The sequence below is a fragment of the Kangiella sp. TOML190 genome (assembly GCF_023706045.1).
In the GTDB taxonomy this organism is placed as follows: domain Bacteria; phylum Pseudomonadota; class Gammaproteobacteria; order Enterobacterales; family Kangiellaceae; genus Kangiella.
The window spans coordinates 1,730,097-1,744,074 of the sequence record NZ_BQYL01000001.1 but is presented as its reverse complement, the minus strand read 5'-3'; the positions used below and the strand labels follow the sequence as shown (position 1 = coordinate 1,744,074).

At 43.7% G+C, this 13,978-nt stretch carries 14 protein-coding genes; 8 read left to right on the top strand and 6 right to left on the bottom strand.

From position 1 onward, the window contains the following. The first annotated feature begins 27 nt into the window (after positions 1-27). Complete coding sequence (hutI, locus tag NFS34_RS08365; protein WP_251359542.1) at positions 28-1,233, top strand: imidazolonepropionase; 1,206 nt, start codon at positions 28-30, stop codon at positions 1,231-1,233. 304 nt (positions 1,234-1,537) lie between these two features. Here hutI and azu read toward each other — a convergent pair whose 3' ends face one another. Further along, positions 1,538-1,960, bottom strand: a complete 423-nt coding sequence (gene azu / locus NFS34_RS08360; protein ID WP_251359540.1) for an azurin — start codon at positions 1,958-1,960, stop codon at positions 1,538-1,540. 154 nt (positions 1,961-2,114) lie between these two features. Then, positions 2,115-3,311: an N-formylglutamate deformylase gene (hutG, locus tag NFS34_RS08355; protein ID WP_251359539.1), complete on the bottom strand. Its 1,197-nt coding sequence runs from the start codon at positions 3,309-3,311 to the stop codon at positions 2,115-2,117. A gap of 139 nt (positions 3,312-3,450) precedes the next feature. Here hutG and hutC point away from each other — a divergent pair, with 139 nt between their 5' ends. The 7 genes from hutC to rrtA all read left to right on the top strand — a co-directional run bounded on the left by hutC (position 3,451) and on the right by rrtA (position 11,283). Beyond that, complete coding sequence (gene hutC, locus NFS34_RS08350) at positions 3,451-4,179, top strand: histidine utilization repressor (RefSeq protein WP_251359538.1); 729 nt, start codon at positions 3,451-3,453, stop codon at positions 4,177-4,179. Between the two features lie 36 nt (positions 4,180-4,215). Then, the gene (hutU, locus tag NFS34_RS08345; protein WP_251359536.1) at positions 4,216-5,901 is read left to right on the top strand and encodes a urocanate hydratase; all 1,686 of its coding nucleotides are present in this window, start codon (positions 4,216-4,218) and stop codon (positions 5,899-5,901) included. Positions 5,902-5,915: 14 nt separating this feature from the next. Beyond that, positions 5,916-7,463 (top strand): histidine ammonia-lyase, encoded by a 1,548-nt coding sequence (hutH, locus tag NFS34_RS08340; RefSeq protein ID WP_251359534.1) that lies wholly within the window; start codon positions 5,916-5,918, stop codon positions 7,461-7,463. Positions 7,464-7,467: 4 nt separating this feature from the next. Then, the gene (locus NFS34_RS08335; protein WP_251359532.1) at positions 7,468-8,340 is read left to right on the top strand and encodes an alpha/beta fold hydrolase; all 873 of its coding nucleotides are present in this window, start codon (positions 7,468-7,470) and stop codon (positions 8,338-8,340) included. 101 nt (positions 8,341-8,441) lie between these two features. Then, complete coding sequence (locus NFS34_RS08330; protein WP_251359530.1) at positions 8,442-9,962, top strand: DUF4139 domain-containing protein; 1,521 nt, start codon at positions 8,442-8,444, stop codon at positions 9,960-9,962. Between the two features lie 248 nt (positions 9,963-10,210). Beyond that, positions 10,211-10,633 (top strand): helix-turn-helix transcriptional regulator, encoded by a 423-nt coding sequence (locus NFS34_RS08325; protein ID WP_251359528.1) that lies wholly within the window; start codon positions 10,211-10,213, stop codon positions 10,631-10,633. Between the two features lie 17 nt (positions 10,634-10,650). Next, positions 10,651-11,283, top strand: a complete 633-nt coding sequence (gene rrtA / locus NFS34_RS08320; protein WP_251359526.1) for a rhombosortase — start codon at positions 10,651-10,653, stop codon at positions 11,281-11,283. A 39-nt stretch (positions 11,284-11,322) separates the two neighbouring features. On the opposite strand, the gene NFS34_RS08315 is transcribed toward rrtA, so the two are convergent. From NFS34_RS08315 to NFS34_RS08300, 4 genes are all read right to left on the bottom strand, one after another. Continuing rightward, on the bottom strand, positions 11,323-11,631 hold the full coding sequence (locus tag NFS34_RS08315) for a helix-hairpin-helix domain-containing protein (protein WP_251359524.1): 309 nt from the start codon (positions 11,629-11,631) through the stop codon (positions 11,323-11,325). Between the two features lie 67 nt (positions 11,632-11,698). Further along, positions 11,699-12,421, bottom strand: a complete 723-nt coding sequence (gene pyrF / locus NFS34_RS08310; RefSeq protein ID WP_251359522.1) for an orotidine-5'-phosphate decarboxylase — start codon at positions 12,419-12,421, stop codon at positions 11,699-11,701. A gap of 13 nt (positions 12,422-12,434) precedes the next feature. Continuing rightward, positions 12,435-13,610, bottom strand: a complete 1,176-nt coding sequence (lapB, locus tag NFS34_RS08305) for a lipopolysaccharide assembly protein LapB (protein WP_251359520.1) — start codon at positions 13,608-13,610, stop codon at positions 12,435-12,437. Positions 13,611-13,635: 25 nt separating this feature from the next. Beyond that, positions 13,636-13,929 carry a lipopolysaccharide assembly protein LapA domain-containing protein gene (locus NFS34_RS08300; protein ID WP_251359517.1) on the bottom strand — a complete coding sequence of 98 codons (294 nt, stop codon included), beginning with the start codon at positions 13,927-13,929 and terminating at the stop codon, positions 13,636-13,638. Positions 13,930-13,978: the final 49 nt, after the last annotated feature.

Sequence of the window (13,978 nt, the reverse complement as noted above, 5' to 3'; positions counted from 1 at the left end):
ATCAGTCAGTAATCACGAGATAATAATATGAGCCAGCTCGAAACGAAACCTTTTGATCAATTAATTCACAATGCCAATATCGCCACTATGGCTGGTGATAGTGATTACGGCATTATCGAAAATGCTGCGATTGGCATTAATGATGGCAAAATCAGCTATCTCGGCAGCGCTCAAAACAACTTCAAGGCTCAACAGATCCTAGATGCCGAAGGCCAGTGGCTATTACCCGGACTTATCGATTGCCATACCCACCTGATCTATGGCGGTAATCGTGCTAATGAATTCGAAATGCGCTTAAATGGCGCTGACTATGAGGAAATCGCCAAAGCTGGTGGCGGCATTGTTTCCAGCGTTAAAGCGACCCGCGCTGCTAGTGAGCAAGAGCTTTTTGAATCAGCGGCCATGCGTTTAGAAGCACTAATAGCAGAAGGTGTCACAAGCATAGAGATTAAATCTGGTTATGGCCTAGATTTAGAAACTGAACTGAAGATGCTGCGAGTAGCTAAAAAGCTAGGCGGGCATTATCCAATAAGAGTGGTTCCAACACTTTTAGGTGCGCATGCGCTACCACCAGAATACAAAGACAACAGTGATGGCTATATCGACTTAGTTTGTAATGACATGATCCCTGCGGTTGCCCAAGAAAAATTAGCCGATTGTGTGGATGTTTTTTGTGAGAATATTGGCTTTAACTATGCGCAGACGGAAAAAGTCTTTCAAACAGCTAAAGCGCATGGCTTGAAGGTTAAACTCCACGCCGAGCAGCTGTCCGATCAAAACGGCGCAGCATTAGTTGCCCAATATAATGGCTTATCTGCTGATCATTTAGAGTATTTGTCGCAAGATTCCATTGCGCAAATGGCCAAAGCAGGCACCATCGCCACTTTATTACCTGGCGCTTTTTATTTCTTACGCGAAACCAAATTACCGCCGATACAAGCGCTTAGAGATGCTGGAGTTCCCATTGCTATCGCTACCGATCATAACCCAGGAACCTCGCCCTGCTTATCCATTTTGCTGATGATGAATATGGCTTGCACACTATTTAAAATGACCCCACTAGAAGCGCTGCAAGCTACTACAATTAATGCGGCCAAGGCGCTAGGCTTAGCAAACGAGATCGGCTCGATTGAAGTGGGCAAAAAAGCCGAATTAACCCTATGGGATATTGAACATCCCAACCAACTCAGCTACCAATTTGGCAGTAATCCGTTAACTAAGATTATTCGATAAGCATTAACTAGTTAATAAAAAAGGCGCATAAAGCCAACAAGTCCACCAATTCTGGACTTCCAAGTCTGATAGAAATAAAAAAGTTCTTAGTTTTAAGGGCTTTTTACTTTTATAACTCGCATTACTTTAAATACATATTTACTTATTTATTACGTCATTCCCGCGAAAGCGGGAATCTATTCTAATACTTGTATGATAGTTTAAGATGGATTCCCGCTTTCGCGGGAATGACACAAAAGTCCAGTTTGGGTTAATGTCTTGCTTATTTAGGGGCTTTTTTTGGTTAAGACTGTAACACTAGAGCTTACTCAACAATAATTTTGCCTTTCATAATGCCCCAGTGCCCAGGAAAACTACAAATAAAGTCGTAAGTACCTTTTTCCAGCGTGAAACTAATAGTATCAGACTCACCGCCACCAACCACTTTGGTGTGTGCTAACACCGCTTCACTGTTAGCAGGAATATAGTCGCTGTCTTTGGCCTGCATTGCAGCTTGTCCAAATGCCGCAGCGTCAGTGCCAACAGCTAATACCACAAAGTTATGTCCCATCACCTCTTTGCCAAGGTTGCCCGTATGATTTAAAGTTAACTTAACTTCCTCACCCGCCTTAACCTTAATCTCGCTAACATCAAACTGCATCTGATCATTCGCATTGACCGTAACCTCTTGCCCGAAACTCGAAAAAGCAGCCAATAGTAACGTAACGAATAGTAAAAACTTGTTCATAATACTTCACCTTTAAGGTTACAAAAGAATTAACTCACTCCTAAAATACTACGCCTTTAAAATTTTATTACTATTAAAAGCGTCCGATTTTGTAGGATAGCTTTACATCCATTTTAACCACCAAATTAGCTTTTATAGTTATAAAAACAAGCGGTTAGCACGCAGATAATTGACCAATCAGCTGCTTTAATTTGGGCTGCACTTGTGCTGCTAGTTTAGGCTCAAACAAATTACGCTGCTCATCCATATAAGTCGCTTGCGATAGCTCCAATTGAATGGTGTAAACTGAGTCTTGCGGCTTGGCATAATGACGGGTAATAAAACCACCTTTAAAGCGCCCATTGAGCACTTTAGAATACTCACCAGTTGCAAAGGTTTCTAGCAACTCCACTAAAGGCGCATTAACCGTCGCGCCATCGTTAGTTCCAAAATTAAAATCCGGCAATTGACCTTCAAAAAATCGCGGTACTCTCGATGCAATCGAATGGGCTTCGAACACCAACGCATAACCAAACTTAGCTTTAGCTTTGCTAATGAGTTGCTTCAGTTGTTGATGGTAAGGCTGCCAATAGGCTTCAATTCTACGCTTAATTTCTGCTTGATCCGGTTGAGCACCGTCAGGGTATAAAGGCTCAAGATCAAAAGTTGAAGTTGGACAAAGTTCCGTATTGTTAGCATTCTTATAAAGCTCTTCACCGCTGCTATTGCGATTTAAATCAATTAGATAGCGCGAATAATTAGCGCTAATTCTAGTGATTTTTAATTCATCTAAAAAATGATACAACCGAGATAAATACCAATCCGTATCAGCGCTATCCAAAGCGCTAGGTAACATGGTCTGTAAAACCGAATGCGGAATAAATTGGCCATTATGCGGGATCGAAACGATCAGCGGGGACTCAAACTCTTCGAGTTCAAAAACCGCAGGATCATTTTCACCAAGCTTCAAACTGGCTCTATCCAGAGCCATAATATCGGGCTCAACAAACCCCAGCCGTGCTTCTTCGGAGCAAATAACCGCTTCGGAATAATAAAATCCGACAATTTTTTTGGCATCTTCAATAATCATCGGGCAGTGCTTTTCAACCATCGTCCAGTCGTTTGAACCTAAATACCAGCGCAGCTGCAGCAAATAGTCCAAAAAGAAATCGGTTAGCGTTCGATGATACTTATCTTCTGCCCCTAGTTTTTTGACCAAAGCCTGCACATTGCCATGAAATTTCTGTTTTGCCAGCACAAAAGGTTCATGGCAAATATAGTGCCAAGCAATTTTTAGATGCTCCAAGTGGAAAAAATCACCACCTTTAAAGTCCTGTTTTTCAAATTTTTCAACAAGTTGCGTAATCTGCATCGACCATAAGCCTCACTAATTCGATTTTGCTTGATTTTTAGTGTTATTTTTGGTTGTATATACAACCTAGTTTACATCAATTCACCAGCATTACCAATCGATTCGTACTGGGATTGCAGCACTGAGGATTTTAAGCTAAATGGGCCAAGAAGAACCTCGTTATCAAGTCGTTAAAGATTTTATTCGTAAAGGTATTGCGGGCAAACAATGGAAAGAGCATAAGCGAGTACCCTCAGAAAACGAATTGGTTGATATGTGCAAAGTTAGTCGCATGACCGCCCGTCGGGCTTTAGATGAATTGACCGAAGAAGGTGTCTTATATCGAGTCCAAGGCCGCGGAACCTTTGTTGCGCCGAAAAAACTGCATTCACCATTATTGGAAATTCGCAATATCGCTGAAGAAATTCAAAACCGTGGTGCAGAATATTCGAATGAGCTGCTGCTGCTACAAAAAGAGGTCTGCCCTCCTCACCTGCTCAATCGCTTTGCTTTAGAAGAAGGTCAGCAAGTATTTCACTCGATCATGGTGCATAAAGAAAATGCTAAACCGATCCAAATCGAACAGCGCTACGTTAACCCAAACGCTGCGCCTGAGTACTTAAATCAAGATTATAAAAGCATTACTCCGAATGTGTATTTATCAAAAGTCGCGCCGCTCACGGAAGCAGAACATGAAATCCAAGCAAAAGAAGCCGATCCTTTTATGAAAGTGACTTTGAAGCTACAAGAGTTAGAGCCAGTGCTTTGTATCGACAGAATTACTTGGTCAGAAAATATTTTAGTCAGTTTCTGCCAACTGTATCATCCGGCCAGTCGCTTTAGTCTAACCGGCCGCTTTAAAACCCAACACCAATTAACTGAATTATAGAAATTCGGTTTAAAAAAGATAACTAGAGGAAAATCCATGTCGTCTTATTCTAATGATCCAAGGTTCGATGCCAGCCGCGTGATCCATGCGCCAACTGGTAGCCAATTAAATGCCAAATCTTGGCTGACCGAAGCGCCGTTACGAATGCTAATGAACAATCTTGATCCTGAGGTTGCCGAACATCCGCAAGGATTGGTGGTATATGGTGGTATTGGTCGCGCTGCGCGCAATTGGGAATCTTATGACAAGATTGTGGAAAGCTTAAAGCAATTAAACGATGACGAAACCTTATTGGTACAATCGGGCAAACCGGTTGGCGTTTTTAAAACTCATGCCGATGCGCCGCGGGTTTTGATCGCTAATTCCAATCTAGTTCCACATTGGGCTAATTGGGAACACTTTAATGAGCTCGATAAAAAAGGCTTGATGATGTATGGCCAAATGACCGCGGGCTCTTGGATTTATATCGGCTCACAAGGCATTGTGCAAGGCACTTACGAAACCTTTGTCGAAGCTGGTCGTCAACATTTCAATGGCGACACTAAAGGCAAATGGATCCTAACTGGTGGCCTTGGTGGTATGGGTGGCGCACAACCTTTGGCCGCAACTATGGCGGGTTACTGCATGATTGCGGTGGAGTGTGACGAAACCCGTATCGACTTTAGAATGCGTACCCGTTATGTGGATAAAAAAGCTACATCGATTGATGAAGCCATGGCCATGCTTAATGAAGCCTTAGAAAAGGGCGAAGCGATTTCCATTGGTCTATTGGGTAACGCAGCGGAAATTTTCCCAGAACTGCATAAACGCGGTATCAAACCGGATCTGGTTACCGATCAAACCTCGGCGCACGATCCCGTTAATGGTTACTTGCCCGTCGGCTGGACGATGGATGAGTGGCGCGACAAAGCCAAGTCAAACCCAGAGCTAGTCACCCAAGAGTCGAAAAAGTCCATGGCGCTACAGGTGCAAGCAATGCTGGATTTTTGGCACGATGGCATTCCAACAGTGGATTACGGCAATAACATTCGTCAGATGGCGCTTGAGGAAGGCGTGGAAAACGCTTTTGATTTCCCAGGCTTTGTACCAGCCTACATTCGCCCACTATTTTGTCGTGGTATTGGTCCCTTCCGTTGGGCGGCCTTGTCAGGCGATCCAGAAGATATTTATAAAACCGATCAAAAGGTCAAAGAAATTATCGCTGACGATCCACACCTGCACAATTGGCTCGATATGGCAAAAGAGCGCATCAGTTTCCAAGGCTTGCCGGCACGTATTTGTTGGGTGGGTTTGGGCCTGCGGCATAAACTGGGTTTAGCTTTTAATGAAATGGTGCGTAATGGCGAGTTAACAGCACCTGTCGTGATTGGTCGCGATCATTTAGATTCTGGCTCAGTGTCCAGCCCTAACCGCGAAACCGAAAGCATGATGGACGGCTCTGATGCAGTTTCCGATTGGCCGCTACTAAACGCCATGCTAAACGTGGCCGGCGGTGCTACTTGGGTTTCTTTGCACCATGGCGGCGGCGTTGGTATGGGCTTTTCGCAACACTCTGGTGTAGTGATTTGCTGTGACGGCTCCGAAGCGGCCGATAAGCGTATTGAACGGGTATTATTTAACGATCCTGCAACTGGTGTGATGCGTCACGCCGATGCTGGTTACGAAATTGCAAAAGAGTGTGCCAAAGAACAAGGCCTGCACTTACCGATGTTAAACGACTAATGGAGATTAAAACTATGAATCATTTTACTTTAACTCCAGGCGAATTATCCCTTGCCGATTGCCGCGCGATTTATCAAGCGCCAGTCAGCATTGAACTAAACGCTGACTTTTATCCAGTTATCGATCGCGCCGCAAAAACCGTTGCGGACGTGATCGACAATAACCAAACCGTTTATGGTATCAATACCGGCTTTGGTTTACTGGCCTCGACTCGAATTCCCAAAGAAAAATTGGAGCTGCTGCAAAAATCCTTAGTGCTGTCGCACGCTGCCGGTGTTGGCGACTTGTTGGATGATAATATTGTGCGCCTATTAATGGTGCTTAAGCTTTCCAGCCTTTCGCAAGGCCATTCGGGTGTTAAGCGCGAAACTGTCGATGCGCTGATTAGCCTCGTTAACCGTCAAGTGTATCCTTGTATTCCCGAAAAAGGTTCGGTGGGCGCTTCTGGTGATTTAGCACCATTGGCCCATATGAGCTGTACTTTAATTGGTGTCGGCGAAGTTCGCCATCAAGGCAAAATCATGTCCGCAGTTGAAGGTTTAAAAATTGCCGGTCTTGAACCACTAACCCTAGCCGCCAAAGAAGGGTTAGCCTTACTGAACGGAACTCAATGCTCCACGGCTTTAGCTTTGGCGGGTTTATTTGGCGCTGAAAATAATTTTGCCGCAGCGATTGTCGCGGGCGCCCTATCGATCGATGCAATTTTAGGATCGACTGCGCCTTTTGATGCGCGGATCCATCAAGTGCGTGGTCACAAAGGACAACAACAAGTGGCGCTAAATTTATTAAACCTAGTAAAAGATTCAGAGATTAATTCATCTCACGCCGAATGCGATAAGGTGCAAGATCCTTATTCTTTACGCTGCCAGCCACAAGTTATGGGAGCAGCACTTGACCATATGCGCTTCGCCGCTTCAGTGCTATTAACCGAAGCCAATGCCGTCTCCGATAACCCGCTGGTTTTTCCTGCTCCTGATCCAAAAGAGATAGGCGATATTATTTCCGGCGGTAACTTTCACGCCGAGCCCGTTGCCATCTCTTCTGATTTGTTGGCGATTGTGATTTCGGAAGTGGGCGCTATAGTCGAGCGCCGAATTGCTTTAATGTTGGACAAACATTTAAGCGGCTTGCCGGCTTTCTTGGTGCAAGATTCTGGCGTTAATTCTGGCTTTATGATTGCCCAAGTAACCGCTGCAGCTTTAGCTTCTGAAAATAAGACTTTAGCGCACCCTGCTTCTGTTGATAGTTTGCCAACATCGGCAAACCAAGAAGATCACGTATCCATGGCAACCTTTGCCGCGCGTCGTTTAAAAGATATGAACTTCAACACTGCCGGCGTGATTGCAGTAGAGCTACTTGCCGCAGCCCAAGGGATTGATTTTAGAGCGCCGCATAAAACCTCAAAAGCCTTGCAAACAGCCTACGATGCCATTCGCGAGCAAGTGCCCTACTACGAAAAGGATCGCCATTTTGGTCCCGATATTCAAGCTGTGCAAAAGCTGATTCAATCCGGCGTCTTTAATCAGCTAGCTAAGGAAGTCGAGCTTCCAAGCTTAGTCTAACTCAATGGATGCGCAAGCTTGGTTCGAGCTAGGTAGTTACCATACGGTTAATGGGCATCGGCTATTTGTCATTGATACCGATCCCAGTAATGGATCCGGCTTACCCAACTTGTGCATTTTGCATGGCTTTCCCACCTCGTCTTACGATTACTGGAAAGCTCTGCCTTTTCTAAGGCAGCATTTTCGGGTCATTATTCATGATCATTTGGGTTTCGGCTTTTCCGATAAACCCAAAAATTATAGCTACTCTTTATTTGAGCAAACGGATATTGCACAACAACTCTGGCAACAACTCAATATAAGCGAATCTTTCGTGCTCGCTCACGATTATGGAACCAGTGTTTTAACCGAGATCCTAGCCAGAGACAATGCTGGCAAGTTTCCCATTAGTATCAAAAAGATAGCTCTTTGCAATGGCTCGATGCACATTGAATTAGCCCAGCTATTACTGATGCAAAAATTATTACGAAGCCCAGTTGGACCTTTAATTGCGCGCCTTTCTTCGAAATTTACTCTGCAAAAAAACTTACGAAAAATTTTTGTTGAGCCAAGCCAGTTAAGCGTTCAGGAAATTGATGCGATTTGGCAGATGATGACCTTTAACCAAGGTAAAAAAGTCTTGGCAAAAATCAGTCGCTACACTTTCGAGCGGCAACAATTTTGGGATCGCTGGATCGGTGCCTTGCAGCAAACACCATTGCCCATGGCAATTATCTGGCCAGATAAAGATCCGATTGCAGTTTCGCAAATGGCCATAACCATTAACCAGGAAACCCAAAACTCGCAACTGACTTGGCTCAAAAATATAGGTCATTTCCCCATGCTTGAAGCGCCTCAATTATGGGCAGACACTGTGATCAAAGTATTAGCTGATTAATCTGTTTCCGCGAAATTCCATACCTCAATTTTGCTCAATTAACCCTTTTCAGTTAGTCTGACGTTTAGTAGGGACAAGATTAATCACAAGGTATTCGTAGAATGAAAAAACAAATCCTCTCCTTAGCCGTTGCTAGCGCATTAGGTTCAACCATTTTCTCGACAGGAGTTGCCATGGCCAAAGAACAAGAAGCCATCACCATTTATTCCAGCGCCCAACCAGGCTCTATTTCACCGGACATTTATCGGCCCGTGCCTGGTCAACATCGCGGGCGCTACAATGTACCCGGTTACGCCATGATTAAATCCACTCGCCAATACAATATCGCGCGTGGTGTCAATCAGCTCGAAGTATCTGACGTTGCGGCCTTGCTCGATCCAACTACCGTTCAATTTCGCTCGCAAGACGATAAAGATGCGCGAGTGTTAGAGCAGAACTATCAGTTTGATTTGGTCAGTCAGCAAAAATTATTGCAGCGCTATTTAGGACAAGTGATTACCGTCGAACAATTAATTGGTGATCAAATACATAAAAAAACTGGCGAGTTGATCAGCGCCGATGGAGGCTTGGTGATCAAAGACTCTAGCGGTGGCATTCACAGCATTAATAATTATCACAACATCAGCTTCCCGCAACTACCCGGCGGCCTCAGAACCAAACCGACCTTAGTCTGGTCCTTGTTTTCTGACAGTCCCGGCAAGCAGGATATTGAGTTAAGCTATCAAACCGCAGGCATGACTTGGTGGTCAGATTACAACGTTATTTTTAGCGAAAAAGGTAAAAACCACTGTAAGCTCGATTTAAGTGGCTGGGTTAGTATCATCAATCAATCGGGAGCGAGTTTTGAACAAGCTAAACTTAAACTGATTGCCGGTGATGTTAATCGTGCGCAAGCCGCACCTTCACCGCACGTAATGCGCAAAGCTATGCGCGCAGAGGCTATGATGGAGGACTCCGCAGGCTTTGAAGAGAAGTCTTTCTTTGAGTATCACCTCTATACACTTGGCCGTCCGGCTGATTTACCCAATAACTCCACCAAGCAATTGGAGCTATTTCCAGCCATAAGTGACATAAATTGTAATAAAGAGCTGGTTTTTGACGCATCAAGCCAGTTTTACGGCTATGGAGGCTTAAATACCAGTCAAGGTTATGGTCGCCATTCGCAGGATGATGTGAATGTGTACTTACGCTTTAAAAACGACAAAGCCAGCGGTATGGGGATCCCCTTGCCAGCAGGACGGATTCGAGTGAACCAGCGTGATTCGGACGGTTCATTAGAATTTATCGGTGAAGATATTATCGATCACACGCCTAAAGATGAGGAAGTATTAATCAAAATGGGCAATGCTTTCGATATAAAAGGCGAGCGTAAACAGACCAATTATTCGGTTGATACCAATAACAAGAAAATGTCTGAAACCTTTGAAATCACAATAAAAAATCATAAAGAGAAGGACCAAGAAGTGGTTATCAGAGAAACCTTGTATCGCTGGTCGAACTGGAAAATTGTTAACCATTCCCATAGTTTTACTAAACAAGACTCGCGCCACATTCATTTTAAAGTCAAGGTTCCAGCCAATGGCGAGACTAAGGTGCAATACCAAGTCAAGTATTCGTGGTGATCCGAGCTTGAGTTCTTTCTTATGAGCAAAAAAAAGGGCTAAGTCTAAACTTAGCCCAAATCCCACCATATAGCTGAAGGAAATCGTTTAAGGGAAATGTAAAATCAATGCTTTATTTACTGCAAATACTGTGATAAAACATGAATTAAGTCACAGTTACTTTAATTTCCCTTGAAGTTGAGTACGATATTAATGCAAACTTGCATTAAATTCAATGCAAATTTGCATTAAATTAAAATAATTTATTTATGAGCAGTGTTCTAGATCAGCTAAAAGCATTAATGAAGAGTTTGGGTGAAACCGATTATTCACTCCAAAATAAGACTCATATCAGCCAATCTACCATCTATCGTATTCTAGAAGGCAGAACTTCCGATCCCGGCATGCATAAGATCGATGGTATCGCACGAGCCATGGGGCATCGGTTATCTTTGATCCCGCTTAGCGAAGAAAATCACGGTCAACAAGACCAACAACAAATTGTAGATATCGAAATTCTTTCAAAGACCATTACCATGGTTGAAGGCTTAGCTAAAGCTAAAGGTATCGAGCTTAACTCTAAGCAAAAAGCTGAATTGATATTAAATCAGTACCAAACTTACCAAAAGAAATACTCTAACCACAAAGATAAAAAAGGCTATAATCCTTTAAAAGCCGTTAATAGCAAGTAAAGATCGCAAATCCAAATATGCTTGAGTTCATCAAACGCTACCGGGTGCCGGGCGTTATTTCTATATTAGTGCTAGCACTTTTATCACTAGAGCCCCTTTCAACCCAATGGTTTGCTTATCAACGCCAAGCGGTGGGCGACGGTCAAATCTGGCGTTTTCTTAGCGCAAACCTGGTGCATTTAAGTTTGTGGCATACGCTGATGAACCTAGCCAGCCTTTGGCTAATCAGTCTTATCTTCCGTCCACTCTTATCCGTTATCGACTGGGTATTATGGTTTATATTTTTATACCTTGCTAATACCCTTGGCATGCATTTTTGGTTGCCGGAACTTTACCAATATGTGGGTATGTCTGGAGCATTATATGGGCTTATTGCCGCCTGCTGTGTGGCCGAACTACGACTCGGAGTTAAACTTAGTGGCTTGTTACTACTGCTAGTTGGCTTGAAAATATTTGCGCCGCAAATTCTTGGGATTAAATCCGAATACGACTCTTGGCTCGGCGGTTTTGTGGTCGAAGAATCCCACATCATTGGCTATCTACAAGGCATTATTCTTGGCCTAGTCTGGCCAAAAACCCGCCTTAATCAACCCGGTTTAGGTGAACTCATTGGCGCCAAAAAGGCTGATGATACAGCCAAATCGGATTGATTTGGCTGTTTTTACTAAGCAAATTAAGAATTGGTTCGACTAAATCGCAATTTTGCTACGATTTTTTTGTACCGTTTTTTCACCAATTCCCTTAACCGCTGATAACTCATCGACCGATTTAAAGTCGCCGTACTGCTTACGGTAATCGATTATTGCCTGTGCTTTTTTTAGGCCAACGCCTTTTAAGCTTGTCGCTAACTGCTCAGCACTGGCTTTGTTAATATTGACACGACTGAGTAAATTTTCAGCTGGGGGAATGATTTCTTTATCTTTTGCTAAAGCAGTGTTACTAACAAACGGCATCGACAGTGACAACGCCAGACAAAGAACTGAAATAACCTTTTTCATTATGATCTCCTTGATAAATATCGTTTGTCCTCAAGACGATATTTATATTAGAGAGGTAAGAAAAGGACTACAAGTCGCTTACTAGGCTTTCAGATATATCGCACAAGGCTTTTAGCGGATTTTGTGCTTGCGTAATAGGACGACCTATCACCAGATAATCTGAGCCCGCTGCAATCGCCTTAGCTGGAGTCATGATACGGCTTTGATCGCCAACTTCAGAGCCTACTGGACGAATGCCCGGAGTTACCAACTTAAAATCAACGCCAAATTGCTGTTTTAAGCTTTGTGCTTCCCAAGCCGAACAAACCACCCCATCCAAACCCGACTCTTGGGTTAGTCCTGCTAAATGTTGAACTTGTTCAGCCAAAGATTTGCTATAGCCAAGTTTTTGGTAATTGGCCTCATCCATACTGGTCAACATGGTCACGCCAATCAATAAAGGCTTATCATCGCCATACTCTTGAATAGCTTCTCGCGCCATTTGCATCATTTTAACGCCGCCGGAAGCGTGCACATTGGTCATCCAAACACCAAGCTCAGCGGCTGCTCGGCAAGCTTTCGCTACAGTGTTAGGAATATCGTGAAACTTTAGATCCAAAAAAACTTTAAACCCTTTTTTCACCAATTTTTTCACAAACTTGGGGCCAAACAGTGTAAACATTTCTTTGCCAACCTTTACTGCCGCCAAATTTGGATCCAGCTGATCGACCAAGTTTAGCGCTTGCTTTTTATCAGCAAAATCTAGGGCAACTATGATGTTAGGAGCGGAATCTTTAGGAACGTTAGTCATGTTAAATAGTCTCTTATTCGCCCTCAAGGCCTTGGATCGGTTTGATTGAACTCCACTCCTTACAACTAGGGCATTGCCAGTGAATAATCCGGCCATTAAATCCGCAATTATGGCAAACATAACGCGGTTTACGCTCCACCAGTTTTTCAACAATACCATCAAGCAATTGCAGGCTTGGTTTGGCTGATTCTTGCGCATGCTCAATGTGCAAACTTATCAATTGATGTAGGCCTTTGAGTGAAGGCTTATCTTTTAAATAAACCCCAATCGCTTCAGCGGCAGCACGATCGCCCTTTTCCTGTTGGATCAGTTTCGACAATTCAATCAAAACGGAAACGCCAGCGCCTTTTTGTAAACTCTGTTGTAAAAACTTTTGGTAACCCTTGCTATCTTTGCGAGCAGCGAAGGATTGCTTTATTTTATCCAAAGCCTCGGGCAAAAAAGCAATATCGTTATCCAATAAACTGCTATAAGACTTAATTGCAGCGCGGTAGTTTTCCTTGTCAAAATACAAGTCACCTTGCAGCAAATTGGCCCGTACCGAAGTCGGATTGGCTGCCAAGGCTTTTTTGATGCTAGTCAGAGCGCCTTTGAGATCCTTTTTATTTTGTTTTTCTTCAGCCAGCTCACAATAAAAGTGGGATATGGCTTTGGCTTGCTTTTCGCCCATAATAATTTCGAGCTGTTCAGCAGTTTTGGCCGCCTGTTCCCAGTCGCGAGTCGCTTGATAAACGTGTAAAAGTTGGTGCAGTGAATCTTTTTTGTGTTTCGGCTCGCTAAGCAGCTTTTCAAATAGGCTGGTAGCTCGGTCATACATCCCTACCGCTTGATAATCGACCGCTAGTTCGTATAAAGCTTCGTTATGACTTTCTTTGGATAGTTGTGGGCGGGCAATAATGTTCTGGTGTAAGCGAATGGCTCGATCCACTTCGCCTCGCTTGCGAAACAGGTGGCCCAAGGCAAGGTGGGTATCCACCGTTTCGGTATCTACTTGCAATAGATCGATAAAGGTGTCTACCGCTTTATCGGGCTGTTCATTGAGTAGATAGTTCAGTCCTTTGACATAATTGCTGGAAAGGCTTTTGGACTGAGCTTGCGGTTCGGTTGCTTGTTTCTTTCCCAGTCGATAGCCGGAAAAAACCGCTATTGACAATAACACTAGAAAGCCAATTAAAAACCACTCATTCATTGCTTGCTCTCAATTGCCTTTTCACTTAAAGCTCTTCCTTGACTGGCAAGCTTCGTAAGTTTTTCAACTCCTGTTCGGCTTTGGCAAGTTTCTTACGGCTATTTTTAAGCTGAACGCGAGTTTTCATCAAAGAAATCCCCGACATCAATAAACCGATAATCAGACCCAAGGCCAAACAAATGGTGATCAACAGCACCAATTGGATTGAGGTTTCACCAAAAAGGTAATTCAGCTGAATGGTTTGTTCGTTTTGGTTGGCAAACATAAAGGCCAAGCCAAAAGCGGCTAGTAATAAAACGATGGCGATTAGCAGTCGCACGAAGTAGCTCCTACGGCGGTATTGTTGGTTTCTAGAGTCCGCTTCTCTC

What these genes read in the sequence shown, in the direction of transcription:
- hutG (WP_251359539.1), bottom strand. Translation starts at nt 3,311, where the DNA reads ATGCAGATTACGCAACTTGTTGAAAAATTTGAAAAACAGGACTTTAAA.
- rrtA (WP_251359526.1), top strand. Translation starts at nt 10,651, where the DNA reads ATGCTTGAGTTCATCAAACGCTACCGGGTGCCGGGCGTTATTTCTATA.
- hutU (WP_251359536.1), top strand. Translation starts at nt 4,216, where the DNA reads ATGTCGTCTTATTCTAATGATCCAAGGTTCGATGCCAGCCGCGTGATC.
- NFS34_RS08330 (WP_251359530.1), top strand. Translation starts at nt 8,442, where the DNA reads ATGAAAAAACAAATCCTCTCCTTAGCCGTTGCTAGCGCATTAGGTTCA.
- NFS34_RS08335 (WP_251359532.1), top strand. Translation starts at nt 7,468, where the DNA reads ATGGATGCGCAAGCTTGGTTCGAGCTAGGTAGTTACCATACGGTTAAT.
- hutC (WP_251359538.1), top strand. Translation starts at nt 3,451, where the DNA reads ATGGGCCAAGAAGAACCTCGTTATCAAGTCGTTAAAGATTTTATTCGT.
- NFS34_RS08315 (WP_251359524.1), bottom strand. Translation starts at nt 11,631, where the DNA reads ATGAAAAAGGTTATTTCAGTTCTTTGTCTGGCGTTGTCACTGTCGATG.
- hutH (WP_251359534.1), top strand. Translation starts at nt 5,916, where the DNA reads ATGAATCATTTTACTTTAACTCCAGGCGAATTATCCCTTGCCGATTGC.
- lapB (WP_251359520.1), bottom strand. Translation starts at nt 13,610, where the DNA reads ATGAATGAGTGGTTTTTAATTGGCTTTCTAGTGTTATTGTCAATAGCG.
- NFS34_RS08325 (WP_251359528.1), top strand. Translation starts at nt 10,211, where the DNA reads ATGAGCAGTGTTCTAGATCAGCTAAAAGCATTAATGAAGAGTTTGGGT.
- pyrF (WP_251359522.1), bottom strand. Translation starts at nt 12,421, where the DNA reads ATGACTAACGTTCCTAAAGATTCCGCTCCTAACATCATAGTTGCCCTA.
- azu (WP_251359540.1), bottom strand. Translation starts at nt 1,960, where the DNA reads ATGAACAAGTTTTTACTATTCGTTACGTTACTATTGGCTGCTTTTTCG.
- hutI (WP_251359542.1), top strand. Translation starts at nt 28, where the DNA reads ATGAGCCAGCTCGAAACGAAACCTTTTGATCAATTAATTCACAATGCC.